Consider the following 18,797-nt stretch of genomic DNA (forward strand, 5'->3'; position numbering starts at 1 on the left):
TAGGAGGCCCAAGCCTCTTTCCTTGTAATCGATCAATTCGCTTAGAAGCTCAATCCGCCTTCGCGCGCCGCATCCGCGAGCGCCTTGACGCGCCCGTGATAGATGTAGGCGCCGCGATCGAACACGACTTCCTTGACACCCTTCTGCGCCGCGCGCTCGGCGAGCAGCTTGCCGACCGCCTTCGCAGCATCGATGTCGGCGCCGGTCTTGCCGGCGTCGCGCAGATTCTTCTCCAGCGACGAGGCGGAAGCGAGCGTCTCGCCCTTCTGGTCGTCGATGACCTGGGCGTAGATGTGCTTGGACGAGCGGAACACCGACAGCCGCGGACGGCCGCCTGCCGAGCGGCGAAGCGCAAGGCGCACGCGCTGCTTGCGCCGGGCATTCGTAACCTTGAGTGACATGACCGGCTCCGTTACTTCTTCTTGCCTTCCTTGCGGAAGATGAATTCGTTGGCGTACTTCACGCCCTTGCCCTTGTAGGGCTCCGGCGGGCGGTAGGCGCGGATCTCGGCGGCGACCTGGCCGACGCGCTGCGGATCGTTGCCGGTGATCGTGATCTCGGTCGGCTTCGGCACCGCGATGGTGATGCCTTCCGGGATCGCGTAGACCACGTCGTGGCTGTAGCCGAGCGCGAGCTGCAGGTTCTTGCCCTGCATCGCGGCGCGGTAGCCGACGCCGGTGATCTCGAGCTTCCTCTCGAAGCCCTTGGTGACGCCCTCGACGAGGTTGGCGACCTGCGCGCGCGCGGTGCCGTACATCGCCTGCGCACGGTTGGTCTTGACGCGCGGAGCGACCTTGACCTGGCCGTTCTCGAACTTCACCTCGACGTCGTCATGCACCACGAACTGAAGCTGGCCCTTCGGCCCCTTCACCTTGACGGTCTGGCCTTCGACGGTCGCCGTCACACCCGACGGGATCGCCACCGGCCTTTTGCCGATACGTGACATCGTAAAATCCTTCCTCAGAACACCGTGAAGAGAACTTCGCCGCCCACGTTGGCGTCGCGCGCCTCGTGGTCAGCCATGATTCCCTTCGGCGTCGACAACACCGAAATGCCGAGACCGTTGTTCACGCGCGGCAGGTTCTTCACCGAGGCGTAAACGCGGCGGCCCGGCTTCGACACCCGCTCGATTTCGCGGATGACGGGCTCGCCGTCGAAATACTTCAGCTCGATCTCGAGCTCGCTGCGGCCCGAGGCATGCTCGACGCTGGCGTAGCCGCGGATGTAACCCTCGGACTTCAGCACTTCGAGCACGTTGGCGCGCATCTTCGAGCCCGGGGTCGAAACCTTGGACTTGGAGCGCATCTGCGCGTTGCGGATGCGGGTGATGAGATCGCTGATCGGATCGTGCGTAGACATGGTTCCGACCCTCCTTACCAGCTCGACTTCACGAGCCCGGGAACCAGGCCCTTGGAGCCGAGTTCACGCAGCGCGATGCGCGAGAGCTTGTTCTTGCGATAGTTCGAGCGCGGACGCCCGGTCAGCTCGCAGCGGTTGCGGATGCGCGTCGGCGACGAGTTGCGCGGCATCTCGGCGAGCTTCAGCGTCGCCGCGAAGCGCTCTTCCATCGGCTTGGTCTTGTCGGCGATGATCGCCTTCAGCTTCTCACGCTGCGGGGCAGCATTCTTCGCCATCCGCTTGCGCCGGTTATTCTTCTCGATCGAACTCTTCTTTGCCATGCTTGGCTCCTGGGTATCCGCGTTTGAGTGGCTTTGGCTCAGCTACTCACTGCCGGAACGGGAAATTGAAAGCGGCCAACAAGGCACGCGCCTCGTCGTCGGTCTTGGCGGTGGTGCACACCGTGATGTCCATGCCACGCGCTTCCGAGACCTTGTCGAAGTCGATCTCGGGGAAAATGATGTGCTCCTTGATGCCGAGCGAATAATTGCCGCGGCCATCGAAGCTCTTCGGGTTCAGGCCGCGGAAGTCGCGGACGCGGGGCAGCGCCACGTTCACCAGGCGGTCGATGAACTCGTACATATGGGTCTTGCGCAGCGTAACCTTGCAGCCGATCGGCTGGTTCTCGCGCAGCTTGAAGGTCGCGATCGCGATCCGCGAATAGGTCACGATCGCCTTCTGGCCGGCGATCAGGCTCAATTCGGCAGCGGCGGTCTCGGCCTTCTTGCGGTCGTTGACGGAATCGCCGACGCCCATGTTGAGCACGACCTTGTCGAGGCGCGGCACCTGCATCACGTTGGCATAGCCGAACTTCTCGGTCATCATGCCGCGGATCTTCTTGTCATACTCCGCGCGCAGGCGCGGCGTGTAAGCTGTATCAGCCATCGATCTCTGCTCCCGAGCTCTTGGCAACACGAACCTTCTTGCCATCGGCCTGAATCTTGAACCCAATGCGGGTCGGCTTGCCGTCCTTGCCGACATACGCAACGTTGGACAGGTGGATCGGCATCTCCTTGGAGATGATGCCGCCTTCCTGGGTCTGGCTCTGCTTCTGGTGACGCTTCACCATGTTGATGCCGCGCACGAGAGCCTTGTTCTCGTCCGGACGCACCTCGAACACCTCGCCGGTGCGACCCTTGTCGCGGCCGGTGAGCACCATGACCTTGTCGCCCTTGCGGATCTTGGCAGCCATCACAGCACCTCCGGCGCGAGCGAAATGATCTTCATGTGGTTCTTGGCGCGCAGCTCGCGCGGCACCGGCCCGAAGATACGGGTGCCGACCGGCTCGGACTGATTGTTGATCAGCACGGCGGCGTTGCGGTCGAAACGGATGACCGAACCGTCGGCGCGGCGGATGTCCTTGCGGACCCGGACCACGACGGCCTTCATCACGTCGCCCTTCTTCACCTTGCCACGCGGAATGGCTTCCTTGATCGACACAACGATAACGTCGCCCACGGTGGCATAGCGGCGCTTGGAACCTCCAAGAACCTTGATGCACATGACACGGCGTGCGCCTGAATTATCGGCCACGTCGAGGTTGGTCTGCATCTGAATCATTGATGCACCTCGTCCTCTTTCTGCGCTTTAGCGCGCCCAAAATTTCCCTGAATTCCTCGGCCAGGCCGAAGTAATCAGGCCGTTTTCTTGTGTTCGCCCCGGACCACGGTCCAGCGCTTCAGCTTCGAGATCGGCTTCGATTCCTCGATCCAGACCATGTCGCCCGGCTTGAACTGGTTGTTCTCGTCGTGCGCGTGGTAGTTCTTGGAACGGCGGATCGTCTTCTTGTAGATCGGGTGGGTGAAGCGGCGATCGACGCGCACCACGATGGTCTTGGCTTGCTTGTCGCTGACGACCACGCCCTGCAGAGTACGTTTCGGCATAGGCTTCCCTTACTTCTTCTTCGCGCGCAGCTGCGCGGCGATGGTCTTGATACGAGCGATATCGCGGCGGGCTTCCCGCATCCGCGAGGTGTTCTCCAGCTGCCCGGTGGCGCGCTGGAAACGCAGGTTGAAGCGTTCCTTCTTCAGGTTAAGGACCGCGTCTTCCCGCTGGTCGTCGCTCATCGCGCGAATGTCTTCAACTTTCATCTCGGCCATGGCGATTACTCCGCAATGCGCGCAACGAAGCGCGTCTTGATCGGCAGCTTGGCGGCGGCGAGCGACAGCGCCTCCTTGGCGGTCTGCACCGGCACGCCGTCGATCTCAAACATCACGCGGCCCGGCTTGATCCGGACCACCCACAATTCCGGCGCACCCTTGCCGGAGCCCATGCGGACTTCGGCGGGCTTCTTCGACACCGGCACGTCCGGGAACACGCGGATCCAGACGCGGCCGGCGCGCTTCATGTGACGGGTCAGCGCGCGGCGAGCGGCTTCGATCTGACGGGCGGTGACGCGCTCAGGCTCCATCGCCTTCAGGCCGAACTGGCCGAACGCCAACGTCGCGCCAGAGGTCGCAACGCCGTGGATACGGCCCTTATGCGCCTTCCGGAACTTCGTTTTCTTAGGTTGCATCATGGCTTTAAGCCCTCAAATTCCTGCTTTGCCTCAAGCGGCGTCGCGGCGCGAACGCGGGGTATTGTCGCCCTCGGCCATCTTCTTGTCCTGGGCCATCGGATCGTGCTCGAGGATCTCGCCCTTGAAGATCCAGACCTTGACGCCGCAGGTGCCGAAGGTCGTGAACGCGGTGGCAACGCCGTAGTCGACGTCGGCGCGCAGCGTGTGCAGCGGCACGCGGCCTTCGCGGTACCACTCCATGCGCGCGATTTCGGCGCCGCCGAGACGGCCCGAGCAGTTGATGCGGATGCCCTCGGCGCCGAGACGCATCGCCGACTGCACGGCGCGCTTCATGGCGCGGCGGAACGCAACGCGGCGCTCGAGCTGCTGGGCGATCGATTCAGCGACCAGGGTCGCGTCGAGCTCCGGCTTGCGGATCTCGACGATGTTGATCACGACATCCGACGAGGTGATGTCGGCGACCTTCTTGCGCAGCTTGTCGATGTCGGCGCCTTTCTTGCCGATCACGACGCCCGGACGGGCCGAGTGGATCGTCACGCGGCACTTCTTGTGCGGACGCTCGATCACGATGCGGGCGACGGCCGCCTGCTTGAGCTCCTTGTGCAGGATCTCGCGGATCTTGACGTCCTCGTGCAGGAGCTTGCCGTATTCCTGCTTGCCGGCGAACCAACGGGAGTCCCAGGTCCGGTTGATGCCGAGACGCAGCCCGATTGGATTGATCTTTTGACCCATCGTCTTCTCCTGCGCCCTTCTTAGGCGCTTGCCTCGGCCTCGACCTGACGAACCACGATGGTCAGGTGCGAGAACGGTTTGAACACACGGCCCGAACGGCCACGGCCGCGCGGAGCAAAACGCTTCATCACGATGCCGTTGCCGACATGCGCCTCGGCAACGACGAGATCGTCGACATCGAGGTCATGATTGTTCTCGGCGTTGGCGATCGCCGATTCCAGGCACTTCTTGACGTCGACCGCGATCCGCTTGCGCGAGAACTGCAGGTCGGCGAGCGCAGCCGAAGCCTTGCGGCCGCGGATCAGCTGCGCCACCAGGTTCAGCTTCTGCGGGCTGACGCGCAGCATGCGGGCGACGGCCTTGGCCTCATTGTCCGCGAGGCTACGTTCGCGCTTTGGTTTGCTCATCGTCTATTCCTCAAGCCTTCTTGGCTTTCTTGTCGCCCGAGTGGCCGTGGAAGGTCCGGGTCGGCGAGAACTCGCCGAACTTGTGACCCACCATTTCCTCGTTGATCGCCACCGGCACATGCTTCTGGCCGTTGTAGACACCGAAGGTCAGGCCGACGAACTGCGGCAGGATGGTGGAGCGGCGGCTCCAGATCTTGATGACGTCGTGACGGCCGGACGCGCGCGCGGCATCTGCCTTCTTGAGCAGAGAACCCTCGACGAACGGGCCTTTCCAGACTGAACGAACCATGTCCGGCGTTCCTTACTTCTTCCGCTTGTGGCGGCTGAGGAGAATGAATTTGTTGGTCGACTTGTTGGTGCGGGTCTTCTTGCCCTTGGTCGGCTTGCCCCACGGAGTAACCGGGTGGCGACCGCCCGAGGTACGACCTTCACCACCGCCGTGCGGATGGTCGATCGGGTTCATGACGACGCCGCGGTTATGCGGACGCCAGCCGAGCCAGCGGGTACGACCGGCCTTGCCGATCGAGATGTTCATGTGATCGGGGTTCGAGACCGCGCCGATCGTGCCGCGGCAACGGCCGTGCACGAGACGCTGCTCACCCGAGTTCAGGCGGACGATCACGTAGTCCTGGTCGCGGCCGACGATCTGGGCGTAGGTGCCGGCGGAGCGCGCCAGCTGGCCGCCCTTGCCGATCTTCAGCTCGATGTTGTGCACGATCGTGCCGACCGGCATGTTGCCGAGCGGCATGACGTTGCCCGGCTTGACGTCGACATAGTTGCCGGCGACGACGGTGTCGCCCGCCGCCAGACGCTGCGGCGCCAGGATGTAGGCCAGCTCACCGTCCTGATACTTGATCAGCGCGATGAACGCGGTGCGGTTCGGATCGTACTCGAGCCGCTCCACGACCGCCGGCATGTCCACCTTGTCGCGGCGGAAGTCGACGGTGCGGTAGGCCTTCTTGTGGCCGCCGCCGCGGAAGCGCACGGTGATGCGGCCGGTGTTGTTGCGGCCGCCATTGCCGAGCTTGCCCTCGGTCAGCGCCTTTACCGGCTTGCCCTTGTAGAGCGCCGAACGATCGACCATCACCAGCTGGCGCTGGCCCGGCGTCGTGGGATTGTAGGTTTTCAATGCCATCGTCGTTGCGCCTTATAGTCCGGTAGTCACGTCGATACGGTGGCCCTCTTCAAGGGTCACGATCGCGCGCTTGGAGTCCGACTGCGAGCCGAGATTGCCGCGGAACACCTTGGTCTTGCCCTTGCGGACGAGGGTGTTGACGCTCTTCACCTTGACGTCGAACAGCTTCTCGACCGCTTCCTTGATCTGCGGCTTGGTCGCCTTGCCGGCGACCTTGAACAGCACCTTGTTGTGCTCGGAGGCGAGCGTCGCCTTTTCCGTCACGACAGGAGAGATGATGACGTCGTAGTGGCGCGGATCGATGTTCTTCATTTGAAGCGCGCCTCCAGCGCATCAACCGCAGCCTTGGTCAGCACCAGCTTGTGGCGGCGGAGAATGTCGTAGACGTTGATGCCCTGGATCGGCAGCACGTCGATGTTCGGGATGTTGCGGGCCGCGATCGCGAAACCGTTGTTCAGCTCCGCGCCGTCGATGATCAGCGCATTGGTCAGGCCGAGACCCGAGAAGTGCCCGATCAGAGCCTTGGTCTTGGCGGCCTCGAGCTGCGCATTGTCGATCACGATCAGCCCGCCGTCCTTGGCCTTGGCCGACAGCGCATGCTTCAGCGCGAGCGCGCGCACCTTCTTCGGCAGGTCGGTCGCATGGGAGCGAACCACCGGACCGAACGCACGGCCACCGCCGCGGAACTGCGGCACGCGGGCCGAGCCGTGACGGGCGCCGCCGGTGCCCTTCTGCTTGTACATCTTCTTGCCGGTGCGCCAGACGTCGGCGCGGCCCTGGGTCTTGTGCGTGCCGGCCTGACGCTTGTTCAGCTGCCACTGCACGCAGCGCTGAATGATGTCCTTGCGCGGCTCGAGACCGAAGATCTCGTCCGACAGCTGAACCGAGCCAGCGTCCTTGCCTTCAAGGGTGGTGACTTTCAGTTCCATCTCACACGCCCTCCTTCTCGGCCACAGCCTCGGCAGCTTCGCCACCGGCAACCTTGAACTTGCCGGGCTTCGGAGCTTCCTTCGGCAGCGGCTTCTTGACGGCGTCGCGCACCGAGATCCAGCCGCCCTTGGAGCCGGGAACGGCGCCTTCGACGAGGATCAGGCCGCGCTCGACGTCGGTCGAAACCACACGCAGGTTGAGCGTGGTGATGCGGTCGACGCCCATGTGACCGGGCATCTTCTTGTTCTTGAAGGTCTTGCCGGGGTCCTGACGGCCACCGGTCGAACCGATCGAGCGGTGCGAGACCGACACACCGTGGGTGGCGCGCAGACCGCCGAAATTCCAGCGCTTCATGCCGCCGGCGAAGCCCTTACCGATCGAGGTACCGGTCACGTCGACGAACTGGCCGACCACGAAATGGTCCGCCTGGATTTCCGCGCCGACCGGGATCAGCGCGTCCTCGGACACGCGGAATTCGGCGACCTTGCGCTTCGGCTCGACCTTGGCGACCGCGAACTGGCCGCGTTCGGCCTTCGGCATGTACACCGTCTTGCGGGCGCCGGAGCCGAGCTGAAGGGCGACATAGCCGTTCTTCTCGGTCGTGCGGTGGCCCAGCACCTGGCAGTTGCCCAACTTCAGCACGGTCACAGGGATATGCTCGCCGGTCTCCGTAAAGACCCGCGTCATCCCGACCTTCTGTGCGATCACTCCGGAGCGCATCGGCGTGCTTCCTGTCTTTCTGTCCGCAAGCGGCGGACGTAAAAATCCAAAACCTTAGAGCTTGATCTCGACGTCGACACCGGCGGCCAGGTCGAGCTTCATCAGCGCATCGACGGTCTGCGGGGTCGGGTCGACAATGTCGAGGAGGCGCTTGTGGGTGCGCATCTCGAATTGCTCGCGGCTCTTCTTGTCAACGTGCGGCGAACGGTTGACGGTGAACTTCTCGATGCGGGTCGGCAGCGGAATCGGTCCGCGAACCTGCGCACCGGTGCGCTTCGCCGTGTTCACGATCTCACGGGTCGACGTATCGAGGATTCGATGGTCGAACGCCTTGAGACGGATGCGAATGTTTTGGCCGTTCATTGCCGTATTCTTTCTTTAGTGAGTGGCGAGTAGCGAATAGCGAATGGATCGATCCACCCGCTACTCGCCATTCCCTATTCGCGTACTTACTCGATGATGGCGGCGACGACGCCGGCGCCGACGGTGCGGCCGCCTTCGCGGATCGCGAAACGCAGCTTCTCTTCCATCGCGATCGGCACGATCAGGTGCACTTCCATCGCGATGTTGTCGCCCGGCATCACCATCTCGGTGCCTTCCGGCAGGTGCACGACACCGGTCACGTCGGTGGTGCGGAAGTAGAACTGCGGACGGTAGTTGGTGAAGAACGGGGTGTGACGACCGCCCTCTTCCTTGGTGAGGATGTAAGCCTCAGCCTTGAACTTGGTGTGCGGCTTGACCGAACCGGGCTTGCACAGCACCTGGCCACGCTCGACTTCCTCGCGCTTGGTGCCGCGGAGCAGCGCACCGATGTTGTCGCCGGCCTGGCCCTGATCGAGCAGCTTGCGGAACATTTCGACGCCGGTGACGATGGTCTTCTGGGTGTCGCGGATACCGACGATCTCGATTTCCTCGCCGACCTTGATGATGCCGCGCTCGACACGGCCGGTGACGACGGTGCCGCGGCCCGAGATCGAGAACACGTCTTCAACCGGCATCAGGAACGGCTGGTCGATCGGACGCTCCGGCTGCGGGATGTACTCGTCGACGTTCTTCATCAGCTCAAGGATGGCGTCGTGGCCGAGCGTCTTGTCCTTGTCTTCGAGGGCGGCGAGCGCCGAGCCCTTGATGATCGGGATCTTGTCGCCCGGGAATTCGTACTTCGAGAGCAGCTCGCGGACCTCGAGCTCGACGAGCTCGAGCAGCTCCGGATCGTCGACCATGTCGCACTTGTTGAGGAACACGACGAGCGCGGGCACGCCGACCTGGCGGGCGAGCAGGATGTGCTCGCGGGTCTGCGGCATCGGGCCGTCAGCAGCCGACACGACCAGGATCGCGCCGTCCATCTGGGCGGCACCGGTGATCATGTTCTTGACGTAGTCGGCGTGGCCGGGGCAGTCGACGTGGGCATAGTGGCGGTTCTTCGTCTCGTACTCGACGTGAGCGGTCGAGATCGTGATGCCGCGCGCCTTCTCTTCCGGCGCCTTGTCGATCTGGTCGTAGGCGGTGAACGTCGCGCCGCCGGTCTCTGCAAGCACCTTGGTGATCGCTGCGGTCAGCGAGGTCTTGCCATGGTCGACGTGACCGATGGTGCCGATGTTGCAGTGGGGCTTGTTACGCTCGAATTTTGCTTTGGCCATTTGACTCTCCGTTCAGTCGTTAGTTGCTAACCAACGACAATCAAGCAAACTTTTTCTGGACTTCAGCCGACACGTTCGCCGGTGCTTCGGCGTAGTGATCGAACTGCATGGTGAAGGTCGCGCGACCCTGGCTCATCGAGCGCAGGTTGTTCACGTAACCGAACATGTTCATGAGCGGCACCATCGCGTTGATGACGTTGGCGTTGCCGCGCATGTCTTGGCCCTGGATCTGGCCGCGCCGGGAATTCAGGTCGCCGATGACCGAACCGGTGTAGTCTTCCGGGGTCACCACCTCGACCTTCATGATCGGCTCGAGCAGGACGGACTTGCCCTTCGTCAGCGCCTCGCGGAACGCGGCACGCGACGCGATTTCGAAGGCCAGCGCCGACGAGTCGACGTCGTGATACTTGCCGTCGACCAGCTGCACCTTGACGTCCACCACCGGGAAGCCGGCAACGACACCGGAGCCCATCACGCTGTTGAGGCCCTTTTCGACGCCGGGGATGTATTCCTTCGGCACCGCGCCGCCGACGATCTTCGATTCGAACTCGTAGCCCTTGCCGGGCTCGTTCGGCTCGACGACGATCGACACTTCGGCGAACTGACCGGTACCGCCGGTCTGCTTCTTGTGCGTGTACTTGACTTCGGCCTTTTTGGTCACGCGCTCACGGAACGCCACCTGCGGCGCGCCGATGTTGGCATCGACCTTGTAGGTGCGCTTGAGAATGTCGACCTTGATGTCGAGATGCAGTTCGCCCATGCCCTTGAGAATGGTCTGGCCGGACTCCTGGTCGGTCGACACGCGGAACGACGGATCCTCCGCGGCGAGCTTGGCCAGCGCGACGCCGAGCTTTTCCTGGTCGGCCTTCGACTTCGGCTCGATCGCGATTTCGATCACCGGCTCCGGGAATTCCATCTTTTCGAGGATCACCGGCTTGTCGGGATCGCACAGCGTGTCGCCGGTGCGCGCTTCCTTCAGGCCCGCCAGCGCGACGATGTCGCCGGCATAGGCTTCCTTGATGTCTTCGCGGTTGTTCGCATGCATCAACAGCATCCGCCCAATCCGCTCCTTCTTGTCGCGGGTCGAGTTCACCACGCCGGTGCCCGACTGCAGGACGCCGGAGTAGATGCGGCAGAAGGTGATGGTGCCGACGAACGGATCGTCCATGATCTTGAACGCGAGCAGCGCCAGCGGCTCCTTGTCGTCCGCCTTGCGCACGACCTCGTTGCCGTCGTCATCGATACCTTTGATCGCGGGCACGTCGATCGGCGACGGCAGATAGTCGACGACAGCGTCGAGCAGCGGCTGCACGCCCTTGTTCTTGAACGCGGAGCCGCACAGCACCGGATAGAATGCACCGGTGAGCACCGCCTTGCGGATCAGGCGCTTCAGGGTCGCCTCGTCCGGCTCCTTGCCGTCGAGGAAAGCGGCCAATGCGTCGTCGTCGAGCTCGACGGCGGCTTCCACCATCTTCTCGCGATATTCCTTGGCCTGCTCGATCATGTCTTCCGGAATGTCGACATAGTCGAACTTCGCGCCGAGCGATTCATCGTTCCAGATGATGCCCTTCATGACGACGAGGTCGACGAGACCCTTGAAGTTGTTCTCGGCACCGATCGGAAGCTGAATCGCGATCGGCTTGGCGCCGAGGCGGTCGACGATGTCGGCCAGGCACTTGAAGAAGTCGGCACCGGTCTTGTCCATCTTGTTGGCGAAGACGATGCGCGGAACCTTGTACTTGTCGCCCTGGCGCCAGACGGTCTCGGTCTGCGGCTCGACGCCCTGGTTGGAGTCGAGCACGCAAACGGCGCCGTCGAGCACGCGCAGCGAACGTTCGACCTCAATGGTGAAGTCGACGTGGCCGGGGGTGTCGATGATGTTCAGGCGCTTGCCGTTCCAGAACGCGGTGGTCGCAGCCGAGGTGATCGTGATGCCACGCTCCTGCTCCTGCTCCATCCAGTCCATCGTCGCGGCACCTTCGTGCACTTCGCCGATCTTGTGGCTCTTGCCGGTGTAATAGAGGATGCGCTCGGTGGTCGTGGTCTTACCGGCGTCGATATGCGCCATGATACCGAAGTTGCGGTAGTTCTCTATGGCATGAACGCGAGGCATAGGCTGTTCCTTAAATTCCGTGTTTCGCCGTTACCAGCGATAGTGCGAGAAGGCGCGGTTGGCTTCCGCCATCCGGTGCACGTCTTCACGCTTCTTGACGGCGTTGCCGCGATTGTTCGACGCGTCGAGCAGTTCAGCCGAGAGGCGCTCCGTCATGGTCTTCTCGTTGCGCTCGCGGGCGGCCGAGATCAGCCAGCGGATGCCGAGCGCCTGGCGGCGCACCGAACGGACTTCGACCGGGACCTGGTAGGTCGCGCCGCCGACGCGGCGGGAACGAACTTCGATGGTCGGCATCACGTTCTCGAGCGCCTGCTCGAACACGCCGAGCGGCGGCTGCTTGGTCTTGGCCTCGATCATGCCGAGCGCACCGTAGACGATGTTTTCGGCAACCGACTTCTTCCCGGCGTACATCACCGAGTTCATGAACTTCGTAATGATGATGTTCCCGAACTTCGGGTCCGGAAGAACTTCACGCTTCTCAGCAGAATGGCGACGCGACATCTGATCGTTTCCCGCTTACTTAGGACGCTTCGCGCCGTACTTCGAACGACGCTGCTTACGGTTCTTGACGCCCTGGGTATCCAGCACGCCGCGGAGGATGTGGTAGCGCACGCCGGGCAAGTCCTTGACGCGACCGCCGCGGATCATGACCACCGAGTGCTCCTGCAGGTTATGGCCTTCACCCGGGATGTAGCCGATCACCTCGAAGCCGTTGGTCAGGCGCACCTTGGCGACCTTACGAAGCGCCGAGTTCGGCTTCTTCGGGGTCGTGGTGTATACGCGCGTGCAAACGCCGCGCTTCTGCGGCGACTGCTGCAGCGCCGGCACCTTCTTGCGCGACTTCTGCACTTCACGTGGTTTTGCGATCAGCTGGTTGATCGTCGGCATGCAGCCTTCACCCTTTAGTTCGCGCGAAAGCCTTGAATGGCTCCGCAAATTTCTTCTCAGGACTAGCCGTCCCGTACGGCCCGCTCGACGCGGAACAAGCAACCGCGCAAAGCGAAATCGCGCCAACCACTCATCGCTGAGCGGAAAGCGCATCGACGCCACAGAGGACCGCGATCCCGGACCGTTCAGCGTTCGCTGTTCGGTCCGCCACCGAGGTCATGCATCCGAATTCACTCTCATGAGGACGTGCTCAAGAGAACTAAAATCGTCCTGGCATTGCCTAGCTATCATCGACAGCGTTTGAGCGGCATTCGTCGAGGTTGGTGCCCGTCCGGCTCCTCAAAAAAGGGCCTTCGGGTGTTCCGTTCCGACGCTGGCGTAGCTCACCGCCTGTCGTTAAGTGGCCGCCTTGTATAATCGAGAGATAGTGAAGTCAAGCAAAACGACAGGCAAAGAAACGCCTCTGGCGCTTGCAGATTTTGCATTTCGCCGCGGCACGGTGCGCGACGGAATATGACGACCTGCGCACCTCCCCTCGCCCTTTGACCGAGTCGCGGGCCACCCGGCAGAATCATATTATACCCGGATAAAACAAGAATAGAAACAACTCTCCCCAACTTAGACCTGAAGGCAAACTTCGAAACTAAGCCTTTATTTGCCATTCGCGGCGCAAAAGTCGGGGTCTACGGCTACGGAACTCACTCATGCGGTACACCGACATCGCGATCATCGGCGGCGGCCTTGCGGGCTCGATCGCGGCCGCCATGCTCGGCCGTGCCGGGACACCGAGCATCCTGATCGACCCACATCAGGTCTATCCGTTCGATTTCCGCGTCGAAAAGATCGCCGGCGACCTCCAGCTCGAGCGATTCGCCAGGACCGGCCTTGCCGAATCTGTGCTCCGTTCGGCGACGCTGGACGGCGAGAACTGGATCGCGCGATTCGGCTATCTGCTCGACCGGCAGCCGAGCCGGCAATACGGCATCATGTACGACGCGCTGATCGCGGCGATCCGGAACGAAATCGCGCGGCCGGCGGAATTCATCTGCGACAAGGTCGCCAATGTCGCGACCAGTTCCGAGCGGCAGAAGGTCGTGCTCTCCAGCGGCGAGGAGATCTCGGCGCGGCTCGTGGTGCTCGCCAACGGCCTCAACGTCGGGCTGCGCCGGATGCTCGGCATCGAGCGGCTAGTCACGAGCCACAGCCACTCGATCTCGCTCGGCTTCGATTGCGTCCCGGTCGGCCGCCCCGCCTTCCCGTTCGCGGCGATGACCTATTTCTCGGAGCGGCCGAGCGACCGCATCCCCTACATCACGCTGTTTCCGGTCGGGAACCGGATGCGCGCCAACCTCTTCACCTACCGTCAGGCCGACGATCCCTGGCTGCGCGCGATGCGGCGCAATCCGGTCGAGACGCTGAACGCCGCGCTGCCGCGGTTGCGCCGGCTCACCGGCGAGTTCGACGTCGCCGGCGACATCAAGATCAGGCCCGCCGACGTCTATGTCAGCACCGGCTATCGGCAGGCCGGCGTCGTGCTGGTCGGCGATGCCTTCGCCAGCACCTGCCCGGTCACCGGCACCGGGACCGACAAGGTGTTCACTGACGTCGCCCAGCTCTGCAACGTCCATATCCCGGCCTGGCTTGCGACCGACGGCATGGGCGAGGAGAAGATCACCGCGTTCTACGACGATCCGGTCAAGACGGAATGCGACGCCTGGTCGAACGGCAAGGCATTCAGCTTCCGCGAGGTCTCGATCGGTACCGGGCCCTACTGGCAAGCCCAGCGCTGGGCGCGCTTCTTCTTCTATCTCGGCCGGAGCTGGCTGCGCCGGCTGCACAGCCCACAGGCGGCATCGTCAGCGGCCCGGCCGGCCAATCGCTTCCGGCAGCGTCCGCACGCAGCCGACAGGGCGTAAGGGCCGGATCGGCGGAAGCTCGCTTCCGGACATCCACCGGCAAGGCGGCGCGGCGCAGGCGTCACGCCTCCTCGTCTTCGCCCTCATCCTCCTCGTCGTCATCGTCATCATCGTCCGCGTCGTCGGCATCCTCGTCGTCTGTGCCGTGATGTCCCTGGTCGTCCCACAGCTTGCGGTAGACGCCGTTCTTGGCCAGCAGCTCCTCGTGCGAGCCGCGCTCGATCGCCCTGCCGCCTGATATCACGATGATCTCGTCCATCTCGACCACGGAAGTGAGGCGGTGCGTCGACCAGATCATGGTGCGGCCCTCAGCGACCTTGAGCAGCGTGCGGTTGATCGCCGCTTCCGTGGTCTGGTCGAGCGCCGAGGTCGCCTCGTCGAGCAGCAGCACGGACGGGTTGCGGATGATCGCGCGCGCGATCGCGATGCGCTGGCGCTGGCCGCCCGACAACGTGTCGCCGCGCTCGCCGACCGGCGTGTCGTAGCGCTGCGGCAGGCTCATGATGTAGCGATGGATCTCGGCCTTCTTCGCGGCATCCTCGACCTCGGCGTCATCAGCGCCTTCCTTGCCGAGCCGGATGTTCTCGCGGATCGACATGTTGAACAGCATGTTCTCCTGGAACACGACCGCCATGCTCGCCCGCAGCGACTCGCGCGTCACCCGGCGGATGTCGACGCCGTCGATGGCGACACGGCCCTCGTCCGGCACGTAGAGCCGCAGGATCAGGTTGATCAGTGTGCTCTTGCCGGAGCCGCTGGGACCCACGATCGCGATGCTCTTGCCGGCATTGAGCTTGAGGCTGAGATTGTCGAGCACCGGCGTCTGCGCCCCCTCATACTGGAAGGTGACGCGGTCGAAGGAGATGTCGTTGGTGATCCGCGGCAGATCCGGCGCGCCGGGACGATCGGCGCCGCGGGTCGGCTCGTCGAGCAGCTCCTGGATGTGCCGCACCGCCGCCGCCGACGAGATCGACACCGGGATGAAGTGCATCAGATGGGCGATGTTGTACGACACCTCCCAGAACGCGCTCTCGAAGGTCACGAAGGTGCCGACCGTGATCTGCCCCTTGGTCGCCAGATAGGCGCCGATCGCCAGCACCACGAGGTGAAGCAGCAGCACCGAGATGGTGACGGTGCGCTCCACCATGGTCGACAGGAACATGGCCGAGGCGGCCTTGGCGCGGACGTCGCGGTTGCGCATCGTGAACCAGCCGAGCGCCCGGCGCTGCAGGTTGAACGCCTTGACCACCGCCTGGGCGGCGACGTTCTCCTGCACCATTCCGAGCAGCGCCGCCTCGTTCTGCTTCTGCTCATAATTGGCCAGCACCGCCTTCGGCGTCAGGATGCGCGGCCCGATCAGCGTGATCGGAAACACCAGCAAGGCGACCGCGGCGAGCTGCCAGTTCAGGAACAGCATCAGGATGATGCCGGCGACCAGTTCGAGGCCCGGCAGCGCGGCGCTGTTGGCAAAGGTCTTGATCGAGCCCTCGAAGGCCGACAGATCGATCGAGAAGCGCGACAGGATCTCGCCGCGCTTGGTGCGCGCGAAATAGGCCGACGGCAGGTTCTGGACGTGGTCGAAGATACGGGTCCGCACATCGGCGATGATGCCGGCGGCAAGCCGCGCATCCCAGCGCTCGTACCAGACCGCGATGATCGAGGTGACGATGCCGGCCACCGCGAGCACGCCGAGAATCTTGTAGAGGGCCTGGAAATCCTCCTCGCCGAGCGCGTCGTCGATCAGGAATTTCAGGCTGAGCGGCATGATGACGTTGAACAACGTCTCGACCAGCACGCCGATGGCGACGCAGGCGAGCGGCTTTCTGTAGTTCGCCAGGATCGGCCTGACGAAGCCGAAGATCGTGGAGAGCGCGCCGGCGGCTTCCTTGGCGGTGAAGACGACGAGGTCCTCGTCGTCATCGAGCTCAAGCTCGTCGTCCTCATCCTCCTCGTCATCATCATCCGGCGCCGCGGCCGCTTTCGCGGAAGCCGCCGCAGGCGGACCGGTCATGATGACGGGCTTCTTCTTCAGCTCGGGATCGCCGGCATCGGCCCGACTGGGATCGTCTGATGCAGGAGGTTTAGGCGCCATGAAACCAACCGATGCTCCACGGCCGGCATGACCGCAAATCGAAACCGCAGCGGCGAACGCTGCGGCGGCAATCCTATGCGATCAGGATGAATTCGGCAAAGCGTTTGCGGCGATCGCTGTGCGTGGGCGCGGCCCGATCGATTCGGATTGGAGCCATGCCGTCATTTGACAGGTGGTTGACGCAAGGCCGATCGCCTTGCGCCAAATGCCATCAGTCGCTGTCGCTAGTCGTCGAGGTCGGCCTCGACCTTGTCGAAGAACGAATAGCGCAGGCTGTCGGAGTCGGCGTACCACTGCCCCGGCCCCTTGTTGGCGGCCAGCGTCAGCGCCCACAGCTGATCGGTGCAGTCGCGGCGGTGCATCGACAGGTCGAAGCCGTTGCCGAAGAACAATTCCGACCACTCCCACCAGGTGCCGAGCTTCTTCACCCCGCGCAGCAGGTCGTAGCGATCGATCACCGCCGGCGCCATGTCCGAGGTCACCGACGCGAACACCAGGCCGGTCTTGACCACGCGGTTCAACTCGCGCACCGCGCGCACCACCTGCTTCTCGCCGAGATGGCACAGCGATGTCTCGAATGCGAAGTCGAACTCGTTGGCCTTGAACGGCAGGTCGGCGATCGAGCCGAGCTTGTTGTACTTCTTCAACGCCTTCGGCGTCTTGCCGTGGATGTAGCGGTTGTTCTCGACACCCCAGGCATCGATGCCGCGCTCGCGCAGCGCGCCGACCAGCTCGCCGCTGGCGGAGCCGGCGATCAGGAGCTTGTAGCCCTTCGCCCTGCCCCACACCGTCTTGATCAGGTCGGTCAGATAGGCCGGGTCAGTGAAGTTGCGCCAGGCTTCGCTGTAGGGACCGGCGCCGCGATAATTGTCGAAATAGCCGCGGTCGATCTTGTCGGAGACCTCGGCGCTTTCCTGGGCACGGGCGCGGCGCAATCGCATCATCTCGGTGACGACGATGTCGGTCGCGGCATCGGAGGAATCGAGCAGCCCGTTCAGCGTCGAATCGAACAGATAGTCGCCGACGACCACGATGCCGGGATGCTCCTTCGGCTCGGGACGGTGGTTGGTCATGACGTCGCGCACCGGCAGGCCGCCCGGCAGCGCGTTGACCGACGACAGCCAGCGATGGATCTTGCCTTCGAGGAAATGCGCGCGGGCATCGCCGAGCGAGGCCGGCAGCGACTTCAGCGCGGCATCGAACAGTTCCTGGTCGCTGAGATTGGCAAAGGCGAGCGCGTCGGAGCCCGCGATCAGCCAGTTCAGCACGCCGTGCTTGCCGACGTCGTGGCGCGCGCCCTCATTGTAGACGCAGCAGCCGCCGAACGCTTCCGACATGAACCAGGCGCCCGGGACCTTCTCGCCCCAGAACGGCTCGTCGAACAGGATCGAGACGCGCAGATAGTGCGCGGGCCGGTCGAAATAGGCGACGTGCTTGACCATCGACTTGCGCAGCTGCTCGCCGTCCCAGCGCATGGTCGCAAGCCAGGAGTGCGGCAGGCAGACCAGCACGAGGTCGAAGTCGCGCGTCTCCGGCCCCTTGCCGTTCATCATGTTGAGCTGGTAGCGGCCGCTTGCGGTCTTGCCGACCTTGAGAACGCGATGGTTGAGCTGGATGTCGGCGTTGACCTCCGAGCGCAGGCAATCGATCAGCTGCTCGTTGCCGTTCTGGATCGAATACAGGCCGATATAGCCGTCGACGTCCATCACGTAGTTCTTCAGCGCGTTGAGGCCATTCGTATTGTGGCTCTCGGTCGCGATGTCGGAGCGCGCCATCACCTTGAAGAAGCGCCTGGCGGTCGCGTCGTCGACCTCCTCGTCGAGGATCTGCTCGGCAGTCTTGTAGGCCCAGGGGTGCTCGTTGTCGTGGGCACCGATCCCCTCGTAATATTCGTGCGGCGACACCATGTCGCTGCAGCGCTTGCGGAACGCCTCGATCGCGGCCGCGGTCTTCGCGCCGTATTTGCGGCGCATGCCCGGCACGTCGGCGAGCAGTTCGCCGTCGAGCTGGACCTGCTCGGCATCCATCGGGATCGTCTGCAGGCCGAAATGCTGGATCAGCTCGCGCAGCGGGTCGGGTCCCGTCATCGAGTAATCGTAAATCTCGGCAACGCCGGCCTCATACATCGCAGGCGCGGAGTCGAATTTGCGCGTGACGATCTTGCCGCCGAGTCGGTTCGACGCCTCGAAGATGGTGACGCGGCAGAGGTCGCCGAGTTTGCGTTTCAAATACCAGGCGCTCATCAGCCCCCCGGGGCCGCCGCCTACGATAGCCAAGTCGAGCATATGGATTCCGTCGTCTCCGGCAC

At 63.5% G+C, this 18,797-nt stretch carries 25 protein-coding genes; 1 reads left to right on the forward strand and 24 read right to left on the reverse strand.

Annotation, left to right across the window (positions count from 1 at the left end; all coding sequences use genetic code 11):
- Positions 1-41: 41 nt before the first annotated feature.
- The 22 genes from rplR to rpsL all read right to left on the reverse strand — a co-directional run bounded on the left by rplR (position 42) and on the right by rpsL (position 12,481).
- Complete coding sequence (gene rplR, locus V5279_RS27365; RefSeq protein ID WP_029081760.1) at positions 42-401, reverse strand: 50S ribosomal protein L18; 360 nt, start codon at positions 399-401, stop codon at positions 42-44.
- Between the two features lie 11 nt (positions 402-412).
- Entirely contained in the window at positions 413-946 is a 534-nt protein-coding gene (gene rplF / locus V5279_RS27370; protein WP_016843759.1) for a 50S ribosomal protein L6, read from the reverse strand.
- Between the two features lie 14 nt (positions 947-960).
- Positions 961-1,359, reverse strand: coding sequence for a 30S ribosomal protein S8 (gene rpsH / locus V5279_RS27375; protein ID WP_029081761.1), 399 nt, complete (start codon positions 1,357-1,359; stop codon positions 961-963).
- A gap of 14 nt (positions 1,360-1,373) precedes the next feature.
- Complete coding sequence (gene rpsN, locus V5279_RS27380; RefSeq protein WP_029081762.1) at positions 1,374-1,679, reverse strand: 30S ribosomal protein S14; 306 nt, start codon at positions 1,677-1,679, stop codon at positions 1,374-1,376.
- Between the two features lie 46 nt (positions 1,680-1,725).
- Positions 1,726-2,283, reverse strand: coding sequence for a 50S ribosomal protein L5 (rplE, locus tag V5279_RS27385; RefSeq protein ID WP_166205917.1), 558 nt, complete (start codon positions 2,281-2,283; stop codon positions 1,726-1,728).
- Positions 2,276-2,590 carry a 50S ribosomal protein L24 gene (gene rplX, locus V5279_RS27390; RefSeq protein ID WP_029081764.1) on the reverse strand — a complete coding sequence of 105 codons (315 nt, stop codon included), beginning with the start codon at positions 2,588-2,590 and terminating at the stop codon, positions 2,276-2,278. Before rplX ends, rplE begins: the two co-directional genes overlap by 8 nt.
- On the reverse strand, positions 2,590-2,958 hold the full coding sequence (rplN, locus tag V5279_RS27395; protein WP_011473865.1) for a 50S ribosomal protein L14: 369 nt from the start codon (positions 2,956-2,958) through the stop codon (positions 2,590-2,592). Before rplN ends, rplX begins: the two co-directional genes overlap by 1 nt.
- A gap of 74 nt (positions 2,959-3,032) precedes the next feature.
- Positions 3,033-3,281, reverse strand: coding sequence for a 30S ribosomal protein S17 (gene rpsQ / locus V5279_RS27400; protein WP_016843754.1), 249 nt, complete (start codon positions 3,279-3,281; stop codon positions 3,033-3,035).
- A gap of 9 nt (positions 3,282-3,290) precedes the next feature.
- On the reverse strand, positions 3,291-3,497 hold the full coding sequence (gene rpmC, locus V5279_RS27405) for a 50S ribosomal protein L29 (protein ID WP_021081654.1): 207 nt from the start codon (positions 3,495-3,497) through the stop codon (positions 3,291-3,293).
- A 5-nt stretch (positions 3,498-3,502) separates the two neighbouring features.
- Positions 3,503-3,916: a 50S ribosomal protein L16 gene (gene rplP / locus V5279_RS27410; RefSeq protein ID WP_016843752.1), complete on the reverse strand. Its 414-nt coding sequence runs from the start codon at positions 3,914-3,916 to the stop codon at positions 3,503-3,505.
- A gap of 30 nt (positions 3,917-3,946) precedes the next feature.
- Complete coding sequence (rpsC, locus tag V5279_RS27415; protein WP_018272135.1) at positions 3,947-4,648, reverse strand: 30S ribosomal protein S3; 702 nt, start codon at positions 4,646-4,648, stop codon at positions 3,947-3,949.
- Between the two features lie 20 nt (positions 4,649-4,668).
- The gene (gene rplV, locus V5279_RS27420; protein ID WP_018272136.1) at positions 4,669-5,055 is read right to left on the reverse strand and encodes a 50S ribosomal protein L22; all 387 of its coding nucleotides are present in this window, start codon (positions 5,053-5,055) and stop codon (positions 4,669-4,671) included.
- A 10-nt stretch (positions 5,056-5,065) separates the two neighbouring features.
- A complete protein-coding gene (gene rpsS / locus V5279_RS27425) occupies positions 5,066-5,344 on the reverse strand; it encodes a 30S ribosomal protein S19 (protein ID WP_018272137.1) in 279 nt (92 codons plus the stop codon).
- 12 nt (positions 5,345-5,356) lie between these two features.
- Entirely contained in the window at positions 5,357-6,190 is an 834-nt protein-coding gene (gene rplB / locus V5279_RS27430; RefSeq protein ID WP_029081769.1) for a 50S ribosomal protein L2, read from the reverse strand.
- Positions 6,191-6,202: 12 nt separating this feature from the next.
- A complete protein-coding gene (locus tag V5279_RS27435; protein WP_029081770.1) occupies positions 6,203-6,502 on the reverse strand; it encodes a 50S ribosomal protein L23 in 300 nt (99 codons plus the stop codon).
- The gene (rplD, locus tag V5279_RS27440) at positions 6,499-7,119 is read right to left on the reverse strand and encodes a 50S ribosomal protein L4 (RefSeq protein WP_166205923.1); all 621 of its coding nucleotides are present in this window, start codon (positions 7,117-7,119) and stop codon (positions 6,499-6,501) included. The genes V5279_RS27435 and rplD overlap by 4 nt, the downstream gene beginning before the upstream one ends.
- Before the next feature lies 1 nt (position 7,120).
- A complete protein-coding gene (gene rplC, locus V5279_RS27445; protein WP_029081772.1) occupies positions 7,121-7,840 on the reverse strand; it encodes a 50S ribosomal protein L3 in 720 nt (239 codons plus the stop codon).
- Positions 7,841-7,894: 54 nt separating this feature from the next.
- Positions 7,895-8,203, reverse strand: a complete 309-nt coding sequence (gene rpsJ, locus V5279_RS27450; RefSeq protein WP_002712302.1) for a 30S ribosomal protein S10 — start codon at positions 8,201-8,203, stop codon at positions 7,895-7,897.
- 86 nt (positions 8,204-8,289) lie between these two features.
- Positions 8,290-9,480: an elongation factor Tu gene (gene tuf / locus V5279_RS27455; RefSeq protein ID WP_166205926.1), complete on the reverse strand. Its 1,191-nt coding sequence runs from the start codon at positions 9,478-9,480 to the stop codon at positions 8,290-8,292.
- Between the two features lie 40 nt (positions 9,481-9,520).
- A complete protein-coding gene (gene fusA, locus V5279_RS27460; protein WP_166205929.1) occupies positions 9,521-11,593 on the reverse strand; it encodes an elongation factor G in 2,073 nt (690 codons plus the stop codon).
- Positions 11,594-11,623: 30 nt separating this feature from the next.
- Complete coding sequence (gene rpsG, locus V5279_RS27465) at positions 11,624-12,094, reverse strand: 30S ribosomal protein S7 (protein WP_021081660.1); 471 nt, start codon at positions 12,092-12,094, stop codon at positions 11,624-11,626.
- Between the two features lie 15 nt (positions 12,095-12,109).
- Positions 12,110-12,481, reverse strand: a complete 372-nt coding sequence (gene rpsL / locus V5279_RS27470; RefSeq protein ID WP_028168167.1) for a 30S ribosomal protein S12 — start codon at positions 12,479-12,481, stop codon at positions 12,110-12,112.
- Positions 12,482-13,185: 704 nt separating this feature from the next.
- Here rpsL and V5279_RS27475 point away from each other — a divergent pair.
- Positions 13,186-14,397: an NAD(P)/FAD-dependent oxidoreductase gene (locus tag V5279_RS27475; protein ID WP_338689862.1), complete on the forward strand. Its 1,212-nt coding sequence runs from the start codon at positions 13,186-13,188 to the stop codon at positions 14,395-14,397.
- A gap of 61 nt (positions 14,398-14,458) precedes the next feature.
- Here the strand turns inward: V5279_RS27475 and V5279_RS27480 are convergent, their stop codons facing one another.
- Complete coding sequence (locus V5279_RS27480; RefSeq protein WP_414645841.1) at positions 14,459-16,489, reverse strand: ABC transporter ATP-binding protein; 2,031 nt, start codon at positions 16,487-16,489, stop codon at positions 14,459-14,461.
- Positions 16,490-16,713: 224 nt separating this feature from the next.
- Positions 16,714-18,774 carry an FAD-dependent oxidoreductase gene (locus V5279_RS27485; RefSeq protein ID WP_338689864.1) on the reverse strand — a complete coding sequence of 687 codons (2,061 nt, stop codon included), beginning with the start codon at positions 18,772-18,774 and terminating at the stop codon, positions 16,714-16,716.
- Positions 18,775-18,797 lie beyond the last annotated feature (23 nt).

The sequence above is a fragment of the Bradyrhizobium sp. 26S5 genome, assembly GCF_036923295.1.
Classification (GTDB): Bacteria; Pseudomonadota; Alphaproteobacteria; order Rhizobiales; family Xanthobacteraceae; genus Bradyrhizobium; species Bradyrhizobium septentrionale.